Source organism: Pseudomonas sp. NPDC099000, assembly GCF_044759925.1.
In the GTDB taxonomy this organism is placed as follows: Bacteria; Pseudomonadota; Gammaproteobacteria; order Pseudomonadales; family Pseudomonadaceae; genus Aquipseudomonas.
Genome location: NZ_JBIWAF010000049.1, coordinates 1 through 23,082, shown reverse-complemented (window position 1 = coordinate 23,082; position 23,082 = coordinate 1). Strand labels below are relative to the sequence as shown.

General features: G+C 60.2%; 22 protein-coding genes. 7 read left to right on the top strand and 15 right to left on the bottom strand.

Translation table 11 applies throughout. The features are described from left to right. The first annotated feature begins 274 nt into the window (after positions 1–274). Entirely contained in the window at positions 275–1,471 is a 1,197-nt protein-coding gene (locus tag ACIQV9_RS28650; protein WP_403108589.1) for a multidrug effflux MFS transporter, read from the top strand. A gap of 8 nt (positions 1,472–1,479) precedes the next feature. Here the strand turns inward: ACIQV9_RS28650 and ACIQV9_RS28645 are convergent, their stop codons facing one another. From ACIQV9_RS28645 to ACIQV9_RS28635, 3 genes are all read right to left on the bottom strand, one after another. After that, positions 1,480–1,650: a hypothetical protein gene (locus ACIQV9_RS28645; protein ID WP_178082282.1), complete on the bottom strand. Its 171-nt coding sequence runs from the start codon at positions 1,648–1,650 to the stop codon at positions 1,480–1,482. Positions 1,651–1,800: 150 nt separating this feature from the next. Beyond that, a complete protein-coding gene (locus ACIQV9_RS28640) occupies positions 1,801–2,814 on the bottom strand; it encodes a zinc-binding alcohol dehydrogenase family protein (RefSeq protein WP_403108586.1) in 1,014 nt (337 codons plus the stop codon). Between the two features lie 32 nt (positions 2,815–2,846). Continuing rightward, complete coding sequence (locus tag ACIQV9_RS28635) at positions 2,847–3,140, bottom strand: putative quinol monooxygenase (RefSeq protein WP_403108584.1); 294 nt, start codon at positions 3,138–3,140, stop codon at positions 2,847–2,849. Between the two features lie 118 nt (positions 3,141–3,258). On the opposite strand from ACIQV9_RS28635, the gene ACIQV9_RS28630 reads away from it, so the two are divergent. After that, a complete protein-coding gene (locus tag ACIQV9_RS28630) occupies positions 3,259–4,188 on the top strand; it encodes a LysR family transcriptional regulator (RefSeq protein WP_403108581.1) in 930 nt (309 codons plus the stop codon). Between the two features lie 297 nt (positions 4,189–4,485). Next, the gene (locus ACIQV9_RS28625) at positions 4,486–5,220 is read left to right on the top strand and encodes an ArsR/SmtB family transcription factor (protein ID WP_403108578.1); all 735 of its coding nucleotides are present in this window, start codon (positions 4,486–4,488) and stop codon (positions 5,218–5,220) included. 137 nt (positions 5,221–5,357) lie between these two features. On the opposite strand, the gene ACIQV9_RS28620 is transcribed toward ACIQV9_RS28625, so the two are convergent. The 3 genes from ACIQV9_RS28620 to ACIQV9_RS28610 all read right to left on the bottom strand — a co-directional run bounded on the left by ACIQV9_RS28620 (position 5,358) and on the right by ACIQV9_RS28610 (position 8,577). After that, entirely contained in the window at positions 5,358–6,311 is a 954-nt protein-coding gene (locus tag ACIQV9_RS28620; protein ID WP_403108575.1) for an adenosine deaminase, read from the bottom strand. A gap of 82 nt (positions 6,312–6,393) precedes the next feature. Next, positions 6,394–7,359 (bottom strand): 2-oxoglutarate and iron-dependent oxygenase domain-containing protein, encoded by a 966-nt coding sequence (locus ACIQV9_RS28615; RefSeq protein ID WP_403108573.1) that lies wholly within the window; start codon positions 7,357–7,359, stop codon positions 6,394–6,396. A gap of 135 nt (positions 7,360–7,494) precedes the next feature. Next, a complete protein-coding gene (locus tag ACIQV9_RS28610) occupies positions 7,495–8,577 on the bottom strand; it encodes a BMP family ABC transporter substrate-binding protein (protein ID WP_403108571.1) in 1,083 nt (360 codons plus the stop codon). Between the two features lie 298 nt (positions 8,578–8,875). Here ACIQV9_RS28610 and ACIQV9_RS28605 point away from each other — a divergent pair, with 298 nt between their 5' ends. After that, positions 8,876–9,964 (top strand): calcium:proton antiporter, encoded by a 1,089-nt coding sequence (locus ACIQV9_RS28605; protein ID WP_403108569.1) that lies wholly within the window; start codon positions 8,876–8,878, stop codon positions 9,962–9,964. Positions 9,965–10,088: 124 nt separating this feature from the next. Here the strand turns inward: ACIQV9_RS28605 and ACIQV9_RS28600 are convergent, their stop codons facing one another. The 3 genes from ACIQV9_RS28600 to ACIQV9_RS28590 form a co-directional block, all read right to left on the bottom strand. Next, positions 10,089–11,447 carry an 8-oxoguanine deaminase gene (locus tag ACIQV9_RS28600; protein ID WP_403108566.1) on the bottom strand — a complete coding sequence of 453 codons (1,359 nt, stop codon included), beginning with the start codon at positions 11,445–11,447 and terminating at the stop codon, positions 10,089–10,091. Positions 11,448–11,703: 256 nt separating this feature from the next. After that, positions 11,704–12,390, bottom strand: a complete 687-nt coding sequence (locus tag ACIQV9_RS28595) for an SDR family oxidoreductase (protein ID WP_403108564.1) — start codon at positions 12,388–12,390, stop codon at positions 11,704–11,706. Positions 12,391–12,415: 25 nt separating this feature from the next. Next, on the bottom strand, positions 12,416–12,766 hold the full coding sequence (locus tag ACIQV9_RS28590) for a MerR family transcriptional regulator (RefSeq protein WP_403108592.1): 351 nt from the start codon (positions 12,764–12,766) through the stop codon (positions 12,416–12,418). Between the two features lie 83 nt (positions 12,767–12,849). On the opposite strand from ACIQV9_RS28590, the gene ACIQV9_RS28585 reads away from it, so the two are divergent. After that, the gene (locus ACIQV9_RS28585) at positions 12,850–13,308 is read left to right on the top strand and encodes a hypothetical protein (RefSeq protein ID WP_403108561.1); all 459 of its coding nucleotides are present in this window, start codon (positions 12,850–12,852) and stop codon (positions 13,306–13,308) included. A gap of 39 nt (positions 13,309–13,347) precedes the next feature. Here the strand turns inward: ACIQV9_RS28585 and ACIQV9_RS28580 are convergent, their stop codons facing one another. The 6 genes from ACIQV9_RS28580 to ACIQV9_RS28555 form a co-directional block, all read right to left on the bottom strand. After that, positions 13,348–14,274: an ABC transporter permease gene (locus tag ACIQV9_RS28580; RefSeq protein WP_403108558.1), complete on the bottom strand. Its 927-nt coding sequence runs from the start codon at positions 14,272–14,274 to the stop codon at positions 13,348–13,350. Continuing rightward, positions 14,274–15,380, bottom strand: a complete 1,107-nt coding sequence (locus ACIQV9_RS28575; RefSeq protein ID WP_403108555.1) for an ABC transporter permease — start codon at positions 15,378–15,380, stop codon at positions 14,274–14,276. Before ACIQV9_RS28575 ends, ACIQV9_RS28580 begins: the two co-directional genes overlap by 1 nt. An 11-nt stretch (positions 15,381–15,391) precedes the next feature. After that, positions 15,392–16,957 carry an ABC transporter ATP-binding protein gene (locus ACIQV9_RS28570; RefSeq protein WP_403108552.1) on the bottom strand — a complete coding sequence of 522 codons (1,566 nt, stop codon included), beginning with the start codon at positions 16,955–16,957 and terminating at the stop codon, positions 15,392–15,394. Between the two features lie 530 nt (positions 16,958–17,487). Continuing rightward, the gene (locus tag ACIQV9_RS28565; RefSeq protein WP_403108549.1) at positions 17,488–18,069 is read right to left on the bottom strand and encodes an IMPACT family protein; all 582 of its coding nucleotides are present in this window, start codon (positions 18,067–18,069) and stop codon (positions 17,488–17,490) included. A 7-nt stretch (positions 18,070–18,076) separates the two neighbouring features. Then, positions 18,077–18,727 carry a TetR/AcrR family transcriptional regulator gene (locus tag ACIQV9_RS28560; protein ID WP_403108547.1) on the bottom strand — a complete coding sequence of 217 codons (651 nt, stop codon included), beginning with the start codon at positions 18,725–18,727 and terminating at the stop codon, positions 18,077–18,079. Positions 18,728–18,933: 206 nt separating this feature from the next. After that, the gene (locus tag ACIQV9_RS28555) at positions 18,934–19,854 is read right to left on the bottom strand and encodes a LysR family transcriptional regulator (RefSeq protein WP_109627830.1); all 921 of its coding nucleotides are present in this window, start codon (positions 19,852–19,854) and stop codon (positions 18,934–18,936) included. A gap of 141 nt (positions 19,855–19,995) precedes the next feature. Between ACIQV9_RS28555 and ACIQV9_RS28550 the strand changes: the two genes are divergently transcribed. Then, positions 19,996–21,345 carry an aspartate aminotransferase family protein gene (locus ACIQV9_RS28550; protein ID WP_403108544.1) on the top strand — a complete coding sequence of 450 codons (1,350 nt, stop codon included), beginning with the start codon at positions 19,996–19,998 and terminating at the stop codon, positions 21,343–21,345. A 64-nt stretch (positions 21,346–21,409) separates the two neighbouring features. Continuing rightward, positions 21,410–22,903: a CoA-acylating methylmalonate-semialdehyde dehydrogenase gene (locus tag ACIQV9_RS28545; protein ID WP_010463762.1), complete on the top strand. Its 1,494-nt coding sequence runs from the start codon at positions 21,410–21,412 to the stop codon at positions 22,901–22,903. Positions 22,904–23,082: the final 179 nt, after the last annotated feature.

Below are 23,082 nucleotides of genomic sequence, written 5' to 3'. Positions count from 1 at the left end.
ATTTTCGCATCATCATGCACACCTCAGATTTGGGCGCCATCATAGCGCCCTATTGATGTGTCCAAATTCATTAGGCCAGATCAGCCTGCTCGCGAAAGCGGAGTTTCAGTCGACATAAATGTTGAATGACACCCCGCTATCGCGAGCAGGCTCGCTCCTACAGGGGTTATGTTTATCCAGTGATATTTAATAGTTAGCGAGCTATCGGAATGTTCAAGGCGTCGATGCGCGGCTAGACTGTCGGGCTGCCGACCCATGCCCACCTGGATGCCTGATGAATTTTCGTACCATTTTGATTCTTGGAGCCCTGAGCGCTTTCGGCCCGCTGGCGATCGATTTCTATCTGCCGGCGTTCCCGGCCATGGCGCTGGCGTTTGGCACCGACGAGAAACACGTCCAGCTGACGCTGGCGGCGTATTTCCTTGGCCTGTCGCTCGGTCAACTGGCTTATGGCCCGGTGGCGGACCGCTTCGGACGACGCATTCCGTTACTGACAGGCGTCGGCTTGTTCACCGCCGCGTCCCTGGCCTGCGCCTTCGCGCCGAATCTGGAATGGCTGATCGGTGCGCGGTTCATTCAGGCTCTCGGTGGTTGTGCAGGGATGGTGATTTCGCGGGCGGTGGTGAGTGACAAATGCGATGCAGTGGGCTCGGCGAAAGTCTTTTCGCAGCTGATGCTGGTGATGGGCCTGGCACCGATTCTCGCGCCCATGCTGGGTGGGCTGCTGGTCAACACCACGGGCTGGCAGTCGATCTTCCTGGTGCTGACCGGTTTCAGTGCGCTGGCAGGGTTGGCCGTGGCAATCGGGTTGCCGGAAAGCCTGCCGGCCCACGTACCGCGTCAACCGCTGTCGGGGGCGTTGCGTCAGTACGGTCGGCTATTGTCGGATCCGGTCTACCTCGGCCACGCCTTGACCGGTGGTATCGCCATTGCCGGGATGTTTGCCTACATCGCCGGTTCGCCGTTCGTCTTCATCAAACTCTACGGCGTCCCGGCCGAGCATTTCGGCTGGCTGTTCGGGGCCAACGCGGCAGGTTTCATTCTGGTGGCGCAGGTCAACGCGCGACTACTGACCAAGCGTGGCCCGGCATTCCTGCTGGCGCGTACCGTGTGGATATACCTGGGGGCGGGTCTGACGCTGCTCGCCGTCAGCGCGCTGCACACCGAGCAGTTGTGGCCGCTGCTGATTCCGCTGTTTATCTGCATCGCCAGCCTCGGTTGCATCCTCCCCAACGCCTCGGCCTGCGCCATGAACGGGCAGGGCGCCCGCGCCGGCAGTGCGTCGGCAATGCTCGGGTGCCTGCAGTTCAGCGTCGCCGCCGGAGCGGCAGCGTTGGTCGGTGTTTTACACGATGGCAGCGCCGTGCCGATGGCCATGGTCATCAGCCTGTGCGGAGTTCTGGTGGTGAGCACGGCGATGCTCACCCGGCGTTTGCAAAATGCCCGGGCATTGGTGCAAGCCCAGGTCTGAGGACGGACTCAGCCAGCGGCGCGCTGCTGGCGGTCGGGAAATTGATGGGGTGCGAGCAATCGCGCTTCAAGAGTTCTAGTGAATGCGAGTGCTTCAGCTTCGCTGCGGAACGTTACAGCGTGTTGGTCGAGACGGACCTGCCACTGGGATTTAGCCACTTCTTTTATCAGGATCTTCATTGCTGAACTCTCCTCTCTTAAAAGATGTTACGTAAAAGATTGCATCGCAGAGGTTTCGATTGTAGACCCGAATACGATCGCAATTGTGACAAGGGTCAACTCTCGGACTGACGGTGTCGCCCGGAGGGGCAACACCTGTATCAATCTGTTTCAGAACCCTTCGAGCACAATCTTGCCCTTGGACTTGCCGCTTTCCAGCAGCTCATGGGCACGACGCAGGTTGGCCGCGTTGATGGTCCCGAAGTGCTCGCCGACCGTGGTTTTCAGTGTCCCGGCGTCGATCAGCCCGGCCACTCGGTTGAGCAGTTTGTGCTGCTCGATCATGTCCGCCGTTTCGAACAGCGAGCGGGTGTACATGAACTCCCAGTGCAACGACAGGCTCTTGCGCTTGAGCTTGGTCACGTCCAGTGCTTTCGGATCATCGATCAGCGCCAGTTTGCCTTGCGGCGCCAACGCCTCGACCAGTTGATCCAGGTGATGATCGGTCTGGGTCAGGCTGGCGACGTGGGTCACATGGTCTACGCCGGCGCGTTTGAGTTCTTCACTCAACGGCTGGCTGTGATCGATCACCAGATCGGCGCCCAGTTCGCGTACCCAGTTCTGGGTTTGCGGACGGGAAGCGGTGCCGATGACGTTCAGTCCGGTGAGTTGGCTAGCCAGTTGCGTGAGGATCGACCCCACACCGCCCGCCGCGCCGACGATCAGCAGGCTCTGGCCTTCATCGGTTTTACCTTCGCGCACTTGCAGGCGTTCGAAGAGCAATTCCCAGGCGGTGATGGCGGTCAGTGGCAGCGCGGCGGCTTCGGCGAAACCGAGGGTTTTCGGCATATGGCCGACGATGCGCTCGTCCACCACGTGCAATTCGCTATTGCCCCCCGCGCGGGCGATGGAGCCGGCGTAAAACACCTTGTCGCCCGCCTTGAACAGCGTGACTTCATTGCCGACAGCCTTGACCACACCGGCCACGTCCCAACCCAGCACTTTCGCCGCGCCGTCTTCAGGCTGGACGTTCTGGCGGACTTTGGTGTCGACCGGGTTCACCGAGATGGCTTTGACTTCCACCAACAGGTCGCGCGGACCGGCAACCGGTTCTGGCAGTTCGATGTCTTGCAGGGAATTGGCGTCGTTGATCGGCAACGAGGCGTAGTAGGCGATGGCTTTCATGTAGAGATCCTGAGCAGTAATAGAAGAAGGGATCAAGCCACGGTGCGCAGGCGCTTGAGGTCGAAGTGCTCGAGAAAGTCGCCGGCCTTGGCGCGGAAGTGCTGGACATGGGGGCTGGCGTCATGGGCTTGCAGGGCTTCGTCGCTGCTCCAGTGTTCAATCATGTAGAAGGCCAGGGGATTGGCCAGGTCCTGATGCAAATCGTATTGGCCGCAACCGTCCTCGGCGCGGGTCGGTTCCACCAGCGCACGCAGGTGCTGTTCGAGGGCGTCTTGCTGGCCGGGTTTGGCAATGAGGGTGGCAATGGCGGTGAAAGGCTGGGACATGGTCGACTCCGGAAGCAGGGTGATTTCGATGGGACAGATGATTGGCTATTTCTCTGCAAGATAAAACCCGCTAAAAGAGCAGTCTCTTTCAATATTTTTTTGATAATCGAGGCTGGAAATGCTGCGTTTCGATGACTTGCAGTTGTTTGTCCGGGCTGCGGACCTGGGGAGTCTGTCGGCGGCGGCGCGGGTGATGGACATGTCGGCGGCGGTGGCCAGTGCGGCGTTGAAGCGAATCGAACAGCAACTCGGCGCACGCTTGCTGGCGCGTTCCACCCGCAGTTTGCGTCTGACCGCCGAAGGTGAGGGCTTTCTGGAGTATGCCCGGGTCGCCCTGAGCAATCTCGATGAAGGTCGCCGTTTGCTCGCCAGCGGTCAGGATCAGGTCAGCGGGATTCTGCAGTTGTCGGCACCCTCGGACTTTGGCCGCAACCTGTTATTGCCGTGGCTCGACGAGTTCCAGCGCGAGCATCCAAAACTGACCGTGCGCCTGTTGCTGGGCGACCGCATCGCCGACCTGTTCCGCCAACCGGTGGACATTGCCCTGCGTTACGGCGAGCCGGAAGACTCAAGCCTGGTGGCACTGCCCATCGCGGCGCAGAACCGTCGAGTGCTCTGCGCCGCGCCAAGTTATCTGGCCAGGCATGGCGAGCCGCGGCATCTGGAGCAACTGGCGCAGCACAACTGTTTATTGTTCATGCTCGGTAGCCGGGTCCATGACCACTGGAGTTTCCACGACGGCAAACGCGAAGTCGGCCTGACCGTCAGCGGTGATCGCTTCAGTGACGATGCCGATGTCGTGCGGCTGTGGGCAGTGGCGGGGGCCGGGATTGCTTATAAGTCGTGGCTCGATGTCGCCGCCGATGTGCTCGCCGGCCGGTTGAAAGTGCTGATGCCAGAGTTGCTCTGTGAGCGCGCACCGCTGAATTTGCTGTGCGCCCATCGCGCACAATTGAGTAAGCCGGTGAACCTTTTACGGGAAATGCTTGCCAGCCGATGCGCTCATTTAGGCAGTCAATTTCCGACGATATCGGGCATTGATCATTAGTCGCAGGCAAATAGCGAAATTTCTGTCAGGAACTATCACCACCCACGCTTTCCCAAGGGCAGGAACCGGCGGTTAACCCGCTTATAATAGCGCCCGCCTCATGTACGCACCGTCGATCTCGCGATGGCGATGGCCTCACGGTCAATCACCCGACCTTCGCCACACCTGCGAAGCAATGGCATGGGTGAGTAGGGGCTTTGCCCGGCTTATGGCGGTTTCCGCGTCTTGGCCGACGACACATTACTGGTCAAGATGTCTCTGAGCAGCAGACGAAACGATTCAACAGGGAGTGAATACATGGAACATGCACCTTGCATCAGCCAGATCGCCACGTTGCTGGCTGACCCCAAGCGCAGCGCAATGATGTGGGCCTTGATGGATGGCTCGGCGCGGCAGACCGAAGAGCTGGCGCTATTGGCCGGCCTGTCACCGTCTTCGGCCAGTGCACACCTGGGGCGTTTGTCCGCCGGAGGTCTGTTGAAAGTCGAAATCCGTGGGCGCAAACGCTTTTTCCGCCTGGCCGCGCCTGAAGTCGGCGCGGCAATCGAAGCACTGGCCAGCGCGACGCTGGCCAGTACCCCGCAGCCAGTCCCGGACGTCTTCAAACGCACCAGCCCCATTGCCAAACCTCAGGCGGCGCCTTCATCGTTGTTGCGGGCCCGACTGTGCGACGACCATTTGGGAGGCACCCTGGCCGCCGATCTTTACCAGCGGTTGCTGGATGCCGGCTGGATCGAGCAGTTCGAACAGCGCGTCATGATCACCCACAAGGGGTCCACACAACTGGCCTCGCGGGGCGTGTACATCCAGGCCCTGGCCCATCGCAACAGCAAAGTCGCCTGCGCGTGCCCCGACTGGAGCGAAAGACGCCCGCACATGGGCGGTTCGCTGGGCGCTGCGTTGTTGCAGCTGTTCATGCAGTCCGGTTGGTTGAGCCTGCCCAACGATTCGCGCGCCTTGCAGATCACGGCCGCGGGGCAGCGGGAAATCCATCGTTTCGCCAAGGAAACCGAGCTGGAAATGGCGCTTTAGCGCTGTTTGATGCTGGCTGAACACAGAACCTGTGGGAGCGGGCTTGCCCGCGATAAGGCCATCAGCTTCAACATCACGTTGGCTGACAGACCGCCATCGCGGGCAAGCCCGCTCCCACAGTGGTTATGCGGTGTTGCTTATGGTTTGACCAACCGTGCATCCAGGCTGTTCTGCGCCAAACGCTTGGCCTGATCCTGAGTCATGCCCAGGTCGGTGTACAGCGCATGGAAGTTCTCGGTCACATACCCGCCAAAGTACGCCGGGTCATCCGAGTTCACGGTCACCTTCACACCACGCTCAAGCATGTCGAGGATGTTGTGCTGGGACATGTGATCGAACACACAGAGCTTGGTGTTGGACAGCGGGCACACGGTCAGCGGGATCTGCTCGTCGATGATCCGCTGCATCAAACGCTCGTCTTCGATGGCGCGCACGCCATGGTCGATGCGCTGGATTTTCAGCAGGTCGAGGGCTTCCCAGATGTACTCGGGCGGGCCTTCTTCGCCGGCGTGGGCGACGGTCAGGAAGCCTTCGTGACGGGCACGATCAAACACACGCTGGAACTTGCTCGGCGGGTGACCCATCTCTGAACTGTCCAGGCCCACGGCCACAAACGCCTCGCGAAACGGCAGCGCCTGGTCGAGGGTTTTCTGCGCTTCGTCTTCACTCAGGTGACGCAGGAAGCTCAGGATCAAGCCGCTGGTGATGCCCAGTTGCTGCTCGCCATCCTTGAGCGCCGCCGCGATGCCGTTGAGCACCACTTCGAACGGGATGCCGCGGTCGGTGTGGGTCTGCGGGTCGAAGAACGGTTCGGTGTGAATCACGTTCTGCGCCTTGCAACGCAACAGGTAGGCCCAGGTCAGGTCGTAGAAATCCTGCGAGGTGCGCAACACGTCGGCGCCCTGGTAATACAGGTCGAGAAACTCTTGCAGGTTGTTGAAGGCGTACGCCTTGCGCAGGGTTTCGACATCGCTCCACGGCAGGGCGATCTTGTTGCGTTCGGCCAGGGCGAACAGCAACTCAGGCTCCAGCGAACCCTCTAGGTGCAGGTGCAGTTCTGCCTTGGGCAGGGCGTTCAGCCAGTCGTACATAGTCTTTTCTCATCAGGTGCAGATGGCGAGCATTCTACAGATGCCCGTAGAAACAATTAGCAAAACCTGACCAGCCGGTTCATCACCCCGCTGCCTGTTCCCGTCGGTAGGCGTAGGTATCGGCGAAGCGCGAGAGCAGGAATTCGGCGCAGGTGGTGGCCGGGTACTTCGCTGGGTGCGATGCGTCCTGGCAACCGGGCAGGCATTCGATTGGCGTGTCGGGGTGCGGTTCGGCGAAGAACGGCATCGAATAACGATCGACCCCCAGCGGGCTGATCACCCGGTGCGGCGTCGACAGGTAACGGTCGTTGCTCCAGCGCGCCATCATGTCGCCGAGGTTGACCACGAACGTGCCTTCGATCGGCGGCGCGTCAATCCATTCGCCTTTGACGTTGCGCACTTGCAAGCCGCCGGCGGCATCCTGGTACAGCAGGGTGATGCAGCCGTAATCGGTGTGGGCGCCGGCGCCTTGCTGCTCTTCGGAACTGGCGGTATGGCGCGGCGGGTAGTGAATCATCCGCAGGACGCTGACCGGCTCATGGAAGCGCGTGTCGAAGAAGTCGCGCTCGATGTTCAGCGCCATGGTCATGGCACGCAACAGCGTTTGGGCGAGTGCCTGCATGTCGACGTAGTGTTGCTCCATCAAGGCTCCCCAACCGGGCATCGAGGGATGACGATTGGGACCGCGCAACGGTTTTTCCGCCAGCACCTCGGGATGGTCGGCCGACAGGTGCAAGCCCATGTCGAAGGTTTCTTTCAGGTCGCTAGGTTTGCTCGGATCGAGTTGCTCGGTCGCGATCGCGCCATAGCCGCGGTGATGGCGGGTTTGGGTGATGTCGATCTTGAGCTTTTCGGCGGCGGGCAGGGCGAAGAAGCGTTGGGCGTGGTCGAGCACGGCGTCAATGCGTGACGCGGAGATCGGGTGGCCCTTGATGTAGAAAAAGCCCCAGGTGCGGCAGGCGCGGTCGATCTCTTCGGCAACGGATTTCCAGGCGTGCTGGTCTTCTCTGTAGAGCGGGGCGATGTTGATGAGCGGGAGTTGGTTCATTTTGCAGTCTCTATAATGATCGTTCCCACGCTCTGCGTGGGAACGCCTCAATGGACGCTCTGCGTCCGCTTTTGGGACGCGGAGCGTCCCGGGCTGCATTCCCACGCAGAGCGTGGGAACGATCAGGAAGGTGGGCTACTTCGGAATGTCGGCCTTCATGCCTTCAACGTAGTAGTTCATCGACGCCAGTTCCGCATTGCTCGCCGTCGCGCCCGCCGCAATCTTCTCGACGCCAGCCTGATCCTTGATCGGCCCGGTGAACGGGTGGAAGGCGCCGCTCTTGATGTCGGCAATGATCTGCTCGGCCTCGGTTTTCACCGCTGCGGGCACCAGATCGCTGATCGGCAGCTCAACCGTGCCTTCCTTCAAACCGCCCCAGTAATCCTGCGATTTCCACGTGTGGTCGAGCACGCTTTGAGTCGCCTGAATGTAATGCGGCCCCCAGTCGTTGACGATCGAAGTCAGCACCGCTTTCGGCCCGAAGTGCGCCATGTCCGAAGCGTAGCCGACGGCATACACACCACGACGTTCGGCGGCCTGGATCGGCGCCGGGCTGTCGGTGTGCTGGAACACCACGTCCACGCCCTGGTCGATCAGGGCATTGGCGGCGTCGGCTTCCTTGCCCGGATCGAACCACGAGTTGACCCACACCACCTTGATCTCGGTGCCGGGGTTGTACTTGTTCAGGGCCAGTTGAATGGCGTTGATGTCGCGGATCACTTCCGGGATCGGAAAGGACGCGACGTAGCCGATCTTTTTGGTCTTGGTCATCTTCGCCGCGAGGAAACCGCCAACGTAGCGACCTTCATAGGTGCGCGCCAGGTAAGTGCCGAGGTTCTTGTCCTGCTTGTAGCCAGTGGCGTGTTCGAAGGTCACCTTGGGAAATTGTTTGGCGACTTTCAAAGTCGGGTTCATGTAGCCGAAAGACGTGGTGAAGATCAGGTCGTACTTGTCCTTGGCCATGTTGCGGATCACCCGCTCGGCGTCGGCCCCTTCAGCGACGTTCTCCACGTAATTGGTGGTGATCTGGTTGCCGAACTTTTCGGCCAGCACCTTGCGCCCCTGTTCATGCTGATACGTCCAGCCGTGGTCACCAATCGGACCGATGTAGACGAAGCCGACTTTCAGCGGGTCGGCGGCACTGGCGGTCAGGCTCGCGCTCAGACCGATGGCCGCGGCAACGGCGCAAAGCAGCTTCTTCAACGGACGTTTGTGCATGAATTAGAACTCCATGTTGTTATGAGGTTGGCAGGGGCAATGCAAATTGCTGACCAACAGGACAACAAAAGATCCGAAACCGCGTGATGGCCTTCGCGGGCAAGCCTCGCTCCTACAAGAGCGGCACCAACCCGTAGGAGCGAGGCTTGCCCGCGATGAGGACCTTGAGGCCAATAAAAGTGCATCGTCTGAAACGGCTGCCATCCACTGGTGCGCTAAGGTGTAACGAAACGTTAGCGCCGCCCCGCAGTCAGTAGCTCATCACTCTGTTTGCTCCACTCGGCAAAAAAGGCCCGCAATGCTCACACTCCTCAAGCAAGAAAAGTTTCTGCTGCTGGCCGTGATTGCCGCGTTCGTCGCTTATCCACTGGAACACTGGATGCTGCACAGCGGCCAGCCCATCGCGCTGACTGCCGGCCTGGTGCTGATTGCGTTCATCGTCGCCGCCTCCATGCGCGTCGCCCATCACGCCGAATTGCTCGCCGAAAAAGTCGGCGACCCTTACGGCACGATGATCCTGACCCTGGCCGCCGTGCTGGTGGAAGTGGTGATCCTGGCGATCATGATGAGCAACGAAGCCTCACCGACGCTGGTGCGCGACACGATTTATTCGGCGGTGATGCTCGACATCAACGGCATCCTCGGCCTGGCCGCGTTGATGGGCGGGATCAAGCATGGCGAACAGTCTTACAACGACGACTCGGCCCGCAGTTACAGTGTGATGATTCTCACCGCCATGGGCGTGTCGATGGTGGTGCCGGAGTTCATCCCCGAGGCCAACTGGAAGCTGTATTCGGCGTTCACCATTGGCGCGATGGTCGTGCTCTACACCCTGTTCCTGCGTATGCAGGTCGGGCCGCACAGTTATTTCTTCAGCTACAGCTACCCGGAAAAACGTCGCAGGAAAGTCCCGGAGGAGGAACCTGAGCCGATCAATCTGGCGCTGAGTATCGGCACGCTGGTGTTCGGTGTGGTAGTGATCGGCGCACTGGCCGAAGTGATGTCCAAGACCCTCGACCTGGGCCTGGAAGGTACGGGCGCACCGCCGGTGATTACGGCGATTCTGGTGGCGGCCATTTCTGCCGCGCCGGAGATTCTGACGGCATTGCGTGCGGCCTTGGCCAACCGCATGCAGTCGGTGGTCAACATCGCCATGGGCGCGTCACTGTCGACGGTGATCCTGACCGTGCCGGTGATGGAAGCGATGGCGCTCTACACCGGCCAGCCGTTTCAGATGGCGATGACCCCGGTGCAAACGGTGATGATCTTCCTCACCCTGATTGTCAGCGCGATCAACCTCAACGACGGTGAAACCAATGCCATCGAAGGCATGACGCATTTTGTGTTGTTTGCGACGTTCATCATGTTGTCGCTGCTGGGCCTCTGAACACACCACAAATCCCCTGTAGGAGTGAGCCTGCTCGCGATAGCGGTGTGTCAGTCGACATTGAGGGTGTCTGACACACCGCTATCGCGAGCGGGCTCACTCCTACAGTTTGATTTGTGTTGTATCAGGTGCCGGCGATCAACTGCCGAGCCGCCTGGCTGTGATCGGCAATCAACCCTTTGAGATCCAACCCCTCAACCTGCCCATCAATCACTCGCCACTTGCCGCCCACCATCACCCGATCCGCCCGGTCCGCGCCACACAGCAGCAACGCCGACACCGGATCATGGCTGCCGGAGAAGCGCAGCTCATCGAGTTTGAACAACGCCAGATCCGCCTGTTTGCCCACCGCCAGCTCACCGATGTCGGTCCGGCCCAGCAAACTGGCTGAGCCCTTGGTCGCCCAACCCAAAACCAGTTCCGGGGTGATCTTCTCCGCGCCATAACGCAGCCGTTGAATGTAAAGCGCCTGACGGGTTTCGAGCATCATGTTCGACGCATCGTTGGACGCCGAACCGTCCACGCCCAGACCGAGCAGGGCGCCAGCAGCGGTCAGGTCCAGGGTCGGACAAATGCCGGAGGCCAGGCGCATGTTCGAACTCGGGCAATGGCAAATCCCGGTGCCCGCAGCGCCGAGGCGGGCGATTTCGTCCGGGTTGAAGTGGATGCCGTGGGCCAGCCAGGTACGCGGGCCGAGCCAGCCGACGCTGTCCAGATAATCCACTGTGCGCAGGCCGAAGCGTTGCAGGCAGAAGTCTTCTTCGTCGAGGGTTTCAGCCAGGTGCGTGTGCAGGCGCACGTCGAGTTTGTTCGCCAGTTCGGCGCTGGCGGACATGATTTCCGGCGTTACCGAAAAGGGCGAGCACGGCGCCAGGGCGATCTGGATTTGCGCACCGTCGCCACGCTCGTGGTACTCGGCGATCAAGCGCTGGCTGTCAGCGAGGATGACTTCGCCTTCCTGCACGGTCTGCTGCGGTGGCAGGCCACCGTCCTTTTCGCCAAGGCTCATGGAGCCGCGAGTCAGCATGGCGCGCATGCCCAGTTCGCGGACGCTCTCGACTTGCACGTCGATCGCGTTTTCCAGGCCTTGCGGAAACAGGTAATGGTGATCGGCCGCGGTGGTGCAGCCGGACAGCAGCAACTCGGCCAACGCGACTTTGCTGGCGAGGGCGAGCTTTTCAGGGGTGAGGCGGGCCCAGACCGGGTAGAGGGTTTTCAGCCACGGGAACAACGGCTGATTGACCACCGGCGCCCAGGCGCGTGTCAGGGTTTGATAGAAGTGGTGATGGGTGTTGATCAGGCCCGGCAGGATCACATGCTCGCGGGCATCGAAGATGTGTCCACAGGGCGCGGACGGTTGCTGGCCAGCGGCGAGCACTTCGACGATCACGCCGTCTTGCACAACCAGACCGCCACGGGCATCGAGGTCATTGGCAGTGAAAATGGCGAGGGGATTTTTTAACCAGGTACGGGTCGCAGGCATGTTGGCCGGCTCCTCTGAAAGTGGGGTTCAGGTTAGCCAGCTCAGTGATTACCCTGTCTGCTGATCCAGGGTCGTCGCGGGGACGAGGTGCGCAGTTTCAAACAAAACCGCCTGGCGGGCAAGCCCGGCTCCCACAGGTCCGACGCATGACCTGTAGGAGCGAGGCTTGCCCGCGAAGGCGGTGTGTCAGTCAACAATGATGTCGAATGTGATGACGCCTTCGCGGGCAAGCCTCGCTCCTACGGGGTATTTGTGATTACCAGGGAATGGTTTCGCCTCTGTAGTTCACGAAGTGATGCCCGCCCTTGCCGACATAAGCATTCACCTGATCGACCAACCCACGCGTACTGGTTTCCACATCGATATCCGCGCCTTCACCGCCCATGTCGGTCTTCACCCAACCCGGATGCAACGACAGTACGGTGAGTTTCTGCTCGCCCAACTGAGTGACGAAGCTGTTGGTCATCGAGTTCAGCGCCGCTTTACTGGCCTTGTACAGCGCCAGCTCCGGCGCGTCCGGCATGGTCACGCTACCCAGCACCGAACTCATGAACGCCAGCACACCGGTCTCCGGGCTAATCTGCCCGGCAAAACGTTGTGCCAGGTTGATCGGCGCCACGGCGTTGGTGAAGAACAATTGACCAACCTCGGCCAACGTCGCACCGCCTGGCGTCTGAACCTCCGGCCCCTTGACTCCGGCATTGACGAACAGCAGGTCGAACACTTCACCCTTGAGCTGTTGGCTCAGGGCGATGACCGCCTGCTGATCGTCCATGTCGAGTTTTTCGATCCGCACCTTGCCCAACGCTTTCAGCGCCTCGGCGTTCTGCGGGTTGCGCACGGTGGCGGTGACTTGCCAGCCGTCGGTCAGCAGGGTTTTCACCAGGCCGAGGCCCAAGCCCCGGGAGGCGCCGATGATGAGTGCGGTTTTTGCCTTGGACATGAGTGGCTTCCTTGATAAATGAGGCTCATGGACTCAGTGGACAACGCTGACCGAGCCGTTGTTGCAACTCGTGGCGCAATGCACCGAGTTCGTCCATACGGGTTTCAATCAGCTTGAGTTTGTCTTGCAGCAATTGCGTGACAGCGCTGTCAGGATCCGGCGATTGCCATATCGTGGCGACGCTGTTGCCGATCTCGCCGAGGGTAAAGCCCAACCGCTGAGCCGTCTTGATGTACAGCACCAGTTGCACCATATCTGGCGGATAGTCGCGATAGCCGTTGGCCGTGCGTTGTGCGGCGATCAGTCCGCGCTGCTCGTAGAAGCGCAGCGTGTCGCGGCTGACGGCGCTGGCCTGGGCTAATTCACCGATGCGCATCATGACGTCTCGAGAGGGGCTTGACCCTGGAGCATACTCCAGGCTTTAGCCTTGTTGCTCCCTGAATTTATGGAGCAAGGCCGATGTGGACTTCAACGCAATATCGCCGGTTGGTGCGGGGCAGCGCCTGGTATGACTTGATCGTGACGGCAGCGTTTATCACGCCGTGGAGTTTTGCCGCGTTGCATGGGGTGTTGTTGAGTGTGAGTCAGGCGTTCAATTTGCCTGGCGAACTGCCGCCGTTCGAGCCGATGCACATGTTGATGGCGAATTTGCTGGGGTCGATTGTGTGCGTGTGGGCGGTGCTGCGGATTCGTGATCCGCAGCAGGTGTTTGGGCGGTATGACGCAGTCGGCAGATTTCTGTTTTCGGCTTGGCAGCTCTATGCCTTGCTCCATGGCGCCAGTTCATTGTTGGTGATTTTTCTGGTCTTTGAACTGGCGTGGGGCGTGGCTCAGGTGTTGCCGGTTCGGCAGCGTTCGCGGGCAAGCCTCGCTCCTACAGGTCCAGTGCCGATTTCACGAATTGCGCAAAACCTGTAGGAGCGAGGCTTGCCCGCGAAGAGGCCGGTCGGGTCAACCTTAATGCCCCGCCCGCCACGGCTGCCCCAACGAAACCGGCGCATACAACCGCGTACGCACCGCATCCCGCGACAACAGCACCAAAACCACAATCGTCGCAACATACGGCAGCATCGCCAGCAGACTCGACGGAATCGCCAGCCCCAACCCCTGCGCCACCAGGTGCAGGATGCTGGCGAGCCCGAACAGGTACGCCCCCAGCAGCAATCGCCACACTCGCCAACTGGCAAACACCACCAGCGCCAAGGCAATCCAGCCACGCCCGGCGCTCATGTTTTCCGCCCACATCGGCGTGTAGGCCAGCGACAGATACGCGCCCGCCAAACCCGCCATCGCGCCGCCAAACAGCACCGCCAAGGTGCGCACGCCCAACACCGGCAAACCCATGGCGCTGGCCGCCTCCGGGCTTTCCCCGACGGCCTGAATGATCAGCCCGATACGGCTTTTCAGAATCACCCACGCCACCAGCGCAAACAACGTGAACGACAGATACACCAGCAAATCCTGGGCAAACAGCATTCGCCCGATCAGCGGAATCTCACTCAACCAGGGAATCGCCACCGGCTCGAAACCCGCCAGCGGTTTACCGACCCACGCCGCGCCGACAAACGTCGACAGGCCCACACCGAAAATCGTCAGCGCCAATCCAGTGGCCACCTGATTGGCGTTGAACACCAGCGCCACCAGGGCAAACAGCGACGACAACAGCATCCCGGCAAGCATCGCCAGCAACACGCCGAGCCACAGGTTGCCGCTGTTCAACGCGACGATAAAACCGATCACCGCGCCAAACAGCATCATGCCTTCCTGACCCAGATTCAGGACGCCGCTTTTCTCACAGATCAATTCCCCCAGGGCCACCAACAGCAACGGCGTGCCGCAACGGACCATGGCGTAGAAAATATTGCTCAGCAGATCGATATCCATTACAGCGCTCCTGCCTGTACGGCGGTGGTTTGCTCGCGACGAGTCCAGCGCAGGTTTAAACGCGGTCGGTAGAGAATCAGCACGTCACAGGCGAGCAGAAAAAACAGCATCATTCCCTGGAACAATTGCGTGATCGCTTGCGGCAGATTCATGCTCATCTGCGCGCTCTCGCCGCCGATGTACAACAGCGCCATCAGCAGGCTGGAAAACAGAATGCCGATGGGATTAAGCCGCCCGAGAAATGCCACGGTGATCGCGGCATAGCCATAACCCGGCGAGACCTGCGGCACCAGTTGGCCGATCGGCCCGGTGACTTCACACACCCCGGCCAACCCTGCCAATCCGCCGCTGATCAGCAGCGCCAGCCAGATCAGCCGCTTCTCGCGAAACCCGACAAAACCTGCCGCGCGCTTGTCGAGCCCGAGCACTTTGATCTGGAAGCCGACAAAGCTTTTCTGCAACAGAACCCAGACCGCTACCAACGCCAGCAGAGCGAAATACACCCCGGCGTGAACCCGGCCGTTCTCCATCAGCAGCGGCAAACGGCTGGCATCGCCGAACATCGCCGACTGCGGAAAGTTGAACCCGGCCGGGTCCTTCAGCGGCCCATGCACGCAGAACAGCAGCAGGTTCAGCGCGATGTAATTGAGCATGATGCTGGTGAGGATTTCGTTGGCATTGAAACGCGTGCGCAGCCACGCCGTCAGCCCGGCCCACGCGGCACCGGCCAGGCTGCCGACAAGCAGGATCAGCACCAGCGCCCAGCGACTTTGCATATCGATGATGTTCACCGCCAGTGCACTGCCGGCCAGGGCGCCGAGCAGCAATTGGCCTTCGGCGCCGATGTTCCAGATCCGCGCCTGATACGCCACGGCCAGCCCCAGCGCGCACAGCAGAATCGGCAAGGCTTTGACCAACAGTTCGGAGACACCATACAAGTCGCTGACCGGCGCAATCAGCAGGGTGTGCAGCGTGAGCAGCGGATCGTGGCCCAACGCGATAAACAGCAGCGAGCCGCAGCCCAATGTCAGGACCGCCGCCAGCAGCGGCGAGCACCACAGCATCAGGCGCGATTGCTGGCCACGGGGTTGGAGAGAAAGCAGCATGTGAAACTCCGTTAAACCGTTGCGGATGCGAGTGAGTGTGGGGCGTCGAACTGGCCGGCCATCCAGCCGCCGACATCAATCAGGCGCGTGTCGACCGTGGCCCTGAGTGGCGACAGGCGTCCGCTGCACAAGGCGCCGAGCCGGTCGCTGATCTGGAACAGTTCGTCGAGGTCTTCGCTGATCACCAGGATCGCCGCGCCGGCATCGCGCAAGGCAATTAACGCACGGTGAATGGTCGCGGCGGCGCCGACGTCCACGCCCCAGGTCGGGTGCGCGGCCACCAGCAATTTCGGTTGCTGAAGGACTTCGCGGCCGAGGATGAATTTCTGCAAATTACCACCGGACAGACTGCGGGCCGGCGCTTGGGTATCGGGTGTTTTCACGCCAAAGCGGCGGATGATTTCTGCCGCCAACGCCTCGACCTTGGCGCGCTGAATCAGGCCGTTGCTGACCAGCCCTTGTTGAAACGCGGTGAGCAGGGCGTTGTCGGCGAGGCTCAATTCGGGCACCGCACCGTGGCCCAGACGCTCGGCGGGAACAAACGCGAGGCCAAGATGGCGTCGAGCATCGGGCCGCAAATCGGCGACTGGCTGCCCACCGAAACGGATCGTCCCGTTGTCGTTTCGGCTCAACCGTTCTTCGCCGCTGAGCAGGGCCAGCAATTCATCCTGGCCATTGCCTGCGACGCCAGCGATCCCGACGATTTCGCCGCTGCGCACTGTGAGGTCAATGTCCGTCAGGGAGCAGCCGAACGGGTCCGGGTTGTGCCACGACAATCCGCTCACATTTAAAAATGCATCACCGCCAATCACCTTCGGATAATCGGCAATCAGCTCGGCGGCTTCCCCCACCATCAACCTCGCCAATTGCTGATCTGAACACTCGGCCGGCACGCAATGACCGGCCACTCGACCGCCGCGCAGCACCGTGGCGCTGTGGCACAGCGCGCGCACTTCTCCAAGCTTGTGGCTGATAAACAGAATGCTGCAGCCCTCAGCCGCGAGTCGGCGCAGGGTGATGAAGAGGTCGCAGGCCTCCTGCGGAGTCAGCACCGAAGTCGGCTCATCGAGAATCAGCAGGCGAATGTCCTGCATCAGGCAACGAACGATTTCCACCCGTTGCCGCTCGCCGATCGACAGGCTGTGGACAAGTCGCTCCGGTTCCAGCGCCATGCCGTAGCGCCGGGAGACTTCACGAATCCTGGGCTCAAGCTGTTTCGGCGTGCCGGCCGCCGCGCCCATCGCCAGGGCAATGTTCTGCGCCACGCTGAGGGTTTCGAACAGCGAGAAATGCTGGAACACCATGCCTATCCCGAGCCCGCGAGCCTGTGCCGGGTTGCGCATGCTCACGCGCTGGCCTTGCCAGATCATTTCCCCGGAATCGGCATGGGTGACGCCGTAGATGATCTTCATCAACGTACTTTTGCCCGCGCCGTTTTCGCCGAGCAGGGCGTGGATTTCACCGGGAGCAATGCTCAGGTCGATGGCGTCGTTGGCCAGGCAGCCGGGGTAACGTTTGCTGATGTTGCGCAATTGCAGGCGGGGTGTTTGATCGGGGATCAGCACGGGGTTGGGCATGGCTGGCTCGGGTCGATGGGAGTTATGCCTGTGGATAAAGCAATTTCCTGGCCATTGAGTCAGGAAAACTGAAAATCCCTATAGGCAAAGGCATTGAGGGCGGGGCCCGCCAAATTTTTTGCCGAGTCAGGCACCACTTGAGGGCAAAGTACTTGATCAGGCTCTGATTTTGCTCGCCGGGTATTGGTCAAAAAACGAGCAACACGCCGCAACCTATGCCGGATATAGGGCAGAGCCAGCCATGAACGGGTTATCCACAGGTTGTTCCACAGTATTTGTGCGCAAGCCGAAAGCTCGGGCATAAGCACTGTGCGGCTATCTTCTAAAGGTGATAACCGGTGCTAACTATTTGTTTTTTCGCGGAATTAGGGGTTTGTTTGGGAAATTGGACGAAAAACGAGCAAAGCCCGCAAAGCCGCATGACAGAAGGGTTACAGCAGGATGTGCTCAGGTTATCCACAGCCGGGTGCACAGCAGATGTGGGCAAGTGAACAGGCTCGATGAAGGGGCAGTGAACGGTGTTGGTGCGATCAGTGCTGCAACACAATGCGCCCGCGACTCAGGTCTGCGAGCTGGGTTTGCAGGGTCGTGATCTGCTCTTTGCCGATCGCCAATTGCAATTCCACGCCATTGGCGGTGAAGGTTTCTTCCACCACCAAACCGCCCGATTCCGCGACGCGCAGTTTCACCAGCGCCAACTCACCAAATGCACAGGCACAGCTCACCGGCACGCGGCTGATCAGCTCGACTTTCGCCGCGGCTTGCAGGCACTTGTTCGCGCCGCCGCCATAGGCCCGGGCGAGGCCGCCGGTGCCCAATTGAATGCCGCCATACCAACGAATCACCAGCACCGCTACCTGATCGCAATCCTGCGCGTCGATGGCCGCCAGAATCGGTCGGCCTGCGGTGCCGCCCGGTTCACCATCGTCATTGCTGCGGTACTGGTCGCCGAGCTTCCAGGCCCAGCAGTTGTGCGAGGCATTCAAGTCGCTGTGCTGATCGATGAACGCCTGGGCTTCAGCGGGGCTTGCGATCGGCGCGGCGAAGGTGATGAAACGGCTTTTGCGAATCTCTTCGCGATATTCGCAAAAACCGCTGAGGGTAAAAGGCATAAGTGTCTTAGATAGCTGGCGTGAGGCCGCAGCCCTTGAGGATGATGCGGATCAGGTTGTCGCCGGCGTCTTCCATGTCTTGCTTGGTCAGCTTGGTGCGGCCGCTGACACGGCAGATCTGCGTGGCGAAATCGGCGTAATGCTGGGTGCTGCCCCACAGCAGGAAAATCAGGTTCACCGGGTCAACCGGGTCCATCTTGCCGGCGTCGATCCAGGCCTGGAACACCGCCGCCCGCCCCTGGAACCAGGCGCGATAGTCCTGATTGAAATACTCGGTCAGGCATTCGCCGCCACTGATCACTTCCATGGCGAAGATCCGCGAGGCTTGCGGCTGGCGACGGGAGAATTCCATTTTGGCGCGGATGTATCGCGTCAGTGCTTCGGCCGGATCATCATCGGCAGTCAAGGTGTTGAAGGTGCTGTCCCATAACTGAAGGATGTTGCTCAACACCGCCACGTACAAACCGAGTTTGTTGGTGAAGTAATAATGCAGGTTGGCCTTGGGCAACCCCGCATTCAGGGCGATGGTGTTCATGCTGGTGCCTTTGAATCCGTGACGGGCGAACTCGTCTTCGGCGGCTTTGATGATGGTCTCTTCGTTCTTCTGACGAATGCGGCTGGCAGGTTTGCCGCCGTGAGCGGGGACTTCAAAGGTCATAGGCACTTCCGAACAGAATGGGTGGGTGCAAGCAATGCGTTGATAGCGTACCCACGGGCTTCAGACAAGTCCCGACACGATAAAACCTGAACACCCCCAATCCTGTGGGAGCGAGCTTGCTCGCGATGGCGTCAGTTCAGCCAGCATCAATGTTGAATGTTAAGCCGCCATCGCGAGCAAGCTCGCTCCCACAGGAAATGTGGTGTTCAACGCGTCGCGGCCAGGCTTTCGAGGAAGCTTTCCAGCACCAAATGCGGGCGACGGCCCTTGCGCGTGACCGATGCGAGGCTCAGGTCATAAAAACGTGCCTTGGGTTTCAGCGCCCGCAATCGACCTTGCTGCACCCAGAGGCTGGCGTAGTGGTCTGGCAAGTAGCCAATGTAGCGCCCGGTGAGGATCAGGAACGCCATGCCTTCGCGATCCGAGGCACTGGCGGTGCAATTGAGCGCCTGGTAATGCGCCTGGATTTCCGCCGGCAAACGGAAGGTCGGCGCGATGGCGTCCTGACTGTTGAGGCGCTCGTCGTCCAGTTGCTTGTCGTCGACATAAAACAAGGGGTGGCCGACTGCGCAATACAGCAGTGAGCGTTCGCTGTAGAGCGGCTGATATTCCAGTCCCGACAGCGCGCTGGCCTGCGGCACCACGCCGACGTGCAATCGACCATCGAGCACACCTTGTTCGACTTCATTGGGCGCGATCATGCGGATCTGAATCTGCACGTCCGGCCCGCGTTCCTTCAATTGCGCCAAGGCGTGGGTGATGCGCATGTGGGGGAGGGTGACCAGGTTGTCGGTCAGGCCGATGGTCAATTCACCGCGCAGATGTTGGTGCAGACCATTGACCTCGGTGCGGAAACTTTCCAGTGCACTTAATAGCTGCAACGCCGAGTGGTACACCTCGCGACCTTCTTCGGTCAGGGAAAAACCGGCGCGACCGCGTTGGCATAGACGAAGGCCGAGGCGCTGTTCCAGATCGCTCATCTGCTGGCTGATGGCCGAGCGGCCGATCCCCAATACCGACTCTGCCGCAGAAAAGCCGCCGCATTCCACCACGCTGCGGAAAATTCGCAGCAGGCGGATATCAAAGTCGCTGACTTGTGCGAGTGGATCGGGGCGGCGAGTGCTCATGCGCAAAATTACTCAAAGTTTAGTGTTTGGCAGACTGAACGTTAGAAGAGTTGGATTTCACCGACTTTATCCTCGTGGCAACTTAGCTGCAAGAACGCTTTTTGATCTCTATGCCGCTTATTGCCCTGCGAGGTTCTGCCCATGAACTTGCCCGAAAACGCCCAGTCTCCTTTGGCCAGCCAGCTCAAGCTCGATGCCCACTGGATGCCCTACACCGCCAACCGCAATTTCCAGCGCGACCCGCGACTGATCGTTGCCGCAGAGGGCAGTTGGTTGACGGACGACAAGGGGCGCAAGGTCTACGATTCGCTGTCGGGCCTGTGGACCTGCGGCGCCGGGCACACTCGCAAGGAAATCCAGGAAGCAGTCGCCAAGCAATTGGGCACCCTCGATTACTCGCCGGGCTTTCAGTACGGTCACCCGTTGTCGTTTCAACTGGCCGAGAAAATCACTGACCTGACCCCGGGCAATCTGAACCACGTGTTCTTTACCGACTCGGGTTCCGAGTGTGCTGACACCGCAGTGAAGATGGTGCGTGCTTACTGGCGCCTGAAAGGCCAGGCCACCAAAACCAAGATGATCGGCCGTGCCCGTGGCTACCACGGTGTGAACATTGCCGGCACCAGCCTTGGCGGCGTGAACGGCAACCGTAAAATGTTCGGTCAGGCGATGATGGACGTTGATCACCTGCCGCACACATTGCTGGCGAGCAATGCTTATTCCCGTGGCATGCCGACGGAGGGCGGTATCGCCCTGGCCGATGAACTGCTCAAGCTGATCGAGCTGCATGATGCTTCGAACATCGCAGCGGTATTCGTCGAGCCAATGGCCGGTTCCGCTGGCGTGCTGGTTCCACCGCAGGGTTATCTGAAGCGTCTGCGCGAAATCTGCGATCAGCACAACATCCTGTTGGTGTTCGACGAAGTGATCACCGGTTTCGGTCGTACCGGTTCCATGTTCGGTGCCGACAGCTTCGGTGTGACCCCAGACCTGATGTGCATCGCCAAGCAAGTCACCAACGGCGCGATCCCGATGGGCGCGGTGATTGCCAGCTCCGAGATCTACCAGACCTTCATGAACCAGGCGACGCCTGAGTACGCGGTGGAATTCCCGCACGGTTACACCTACTCCGCGCACCCTGTTGCTTGCGCCGCTGGCCTGGCGGCACTCGACCTGCTGCAAAAGGAAAACCTGGTGCAGAGCGTGGCCGAAGTCGCGCCGCATTTCGAAAATGCGCTGCACGGCCTGAAGGGCTCGAAAAACATTATCGATATTCGTAACTACGGTCTGGCCGGTGCGATCCAGATCGCGCCGCGTGACGGCGACGCCATCGTGCGTCCGTTCGAAGCGGGCATGGCCTTGTGGAAAGCCGGGTTCTACGTGCGCTTTGGCGGCGACACCCTGCAGTTTGGCCCAACCTTCAACAGCAAGCCGCAAGACCTTGATCGTCTGTTCGACGCGGTCGGCGAAGTGCTGAACAAAATCGACTGATACCTCCTTCTATATAGAGGCGTCCTTTGACGGGCGCCTGTGGACAACTTTTCTGGAGCCCCGCATGAGCCTTATCCCGCATTTGATCAATGGCGAACTGGTGACCGAAGACGGTCGCACGGCCGACGTGTTCAACCCGTCCACCGGCCAGGCCATCCACAAGCTGCCGTTGGCCAGCCGCGAAACCATTCAGAAAGCCATCGACTCGGCCAAGGCTGCCTTCCCGGCCTGGCGCAATACCCCGCCGGCCAAACGTGCGCAGGTGATGTTCCGCTTCAAGCAACTGCTGGAACAGAACGAAGCGCGTATCGCGCAACTGATCAGCGAAGAGCATGGCAAGACCCTGGAAGATGCTGCCGGTGAACTGAAGCGCGGTATCGAGAACGTTGAGTTCGCATGCGCAGCGCCGGAAATCCTCAAGGGCGAGTACAGCCGTAACGTCGGTCCGAACATTGATGCCTGGTCGGACTTCCAGCCGTTGGGCGTGGTGGCCGGTATCACTCCGTTCAACTTCCCGGCGATGGTGCCGCTGTGGATGTATCCGCTGGCGATCGTCTGCGGCAACTGCTTCATCCTCAAACCGTCCGAGCGTGATCCAAGCTCGACGCTGTTAATCGCTCAACTATTGATCGAAGCCGGCCTGCCTAAAGGTGTGCTGAGTGTGGTGCACGGCGACAAGGCTGCGGTGGACGCGCTGATCGAGGCGCCGGAAGTCAAAGCGTTGAGCTTCGTTGGTTCGACGCCGATTGCCGAATACATTTACGCCGAAGGCACCAAGCGCGGCAAACGCGTTCAGGCACTGGGTGGCGCGAAGAACCATGCGGTGCTGATGCCGGATGCGGATCTGGATAACGCGGTCAGCGCATTGATGGGCGCGGCCTATGGTTCTTGCGGTGAACGTTGCATGGCGATCTCGGTGGCCGTGTGCGTCGGTGACCAGGTGGCGGATGCGCTGGTGGCCAAGTTGGTGCCGCAAATCAAGGCGCTGAAAATTGGTGCCGGGACTTCATGCGGTCTGGACATGGGGCCGCTGGTTTCGGGTCAGGCTCGCGATAAAGTCAGTGGCTATATAGAAGACGGTGTTTCTTCGGGCGCGTCCCTGGTGGTTGATGGTCGTGGTTTGAGTGTGGCCGGTCATGAGGAAGGTTTCTTCCTGGGTGGCTGCCTGTTCGATAACGTCACGCCAGAGATGCGCATCTATAAAGAAGAGATCTTTGGACCGGTGCTGTGTGTCGTTCGGGTCAACAGCCTGGAAGAGGCGATGCAGCTGATCAACGATCACGAGTATGGCAACGGTACCTGCATCTTCACCCGTGATGGGGAAGCGGCGCGGTTGTTCTGTGACGAGATCGAAGTCGGTATGGTTGGCGTCAATGTGCCGTTGCCGGTGCCGGTGGCTTATCACAGCTTCGGTGGCTGGAAGCGTTCGCTGTTTGGCGATCTTCATGCTTATGGCCCGGATGGTGTGCGTTTCTACACCCGTCGCAAGGCCATCACTCAGCGCTGGCCGCAGCGTGCGAGCCATGAAGCGTCGCAATTCGCATTCCCTAGCTTGTAAGTAGAAGTGCAGAAGGCCGAGCCCCTTGGGGCTCGGCCTTCGTGTTTTCGGGCTTTTTTGACCTATATGACAGAAATGTGAAGATAGGTGTTGACGGCAGATTCTGGAAGTCTATAATTCGCCCCACTTCCGGCGCAGTCGAAACGGAAAACTCCTTGGTAAACAAAGAGTTACGCAGT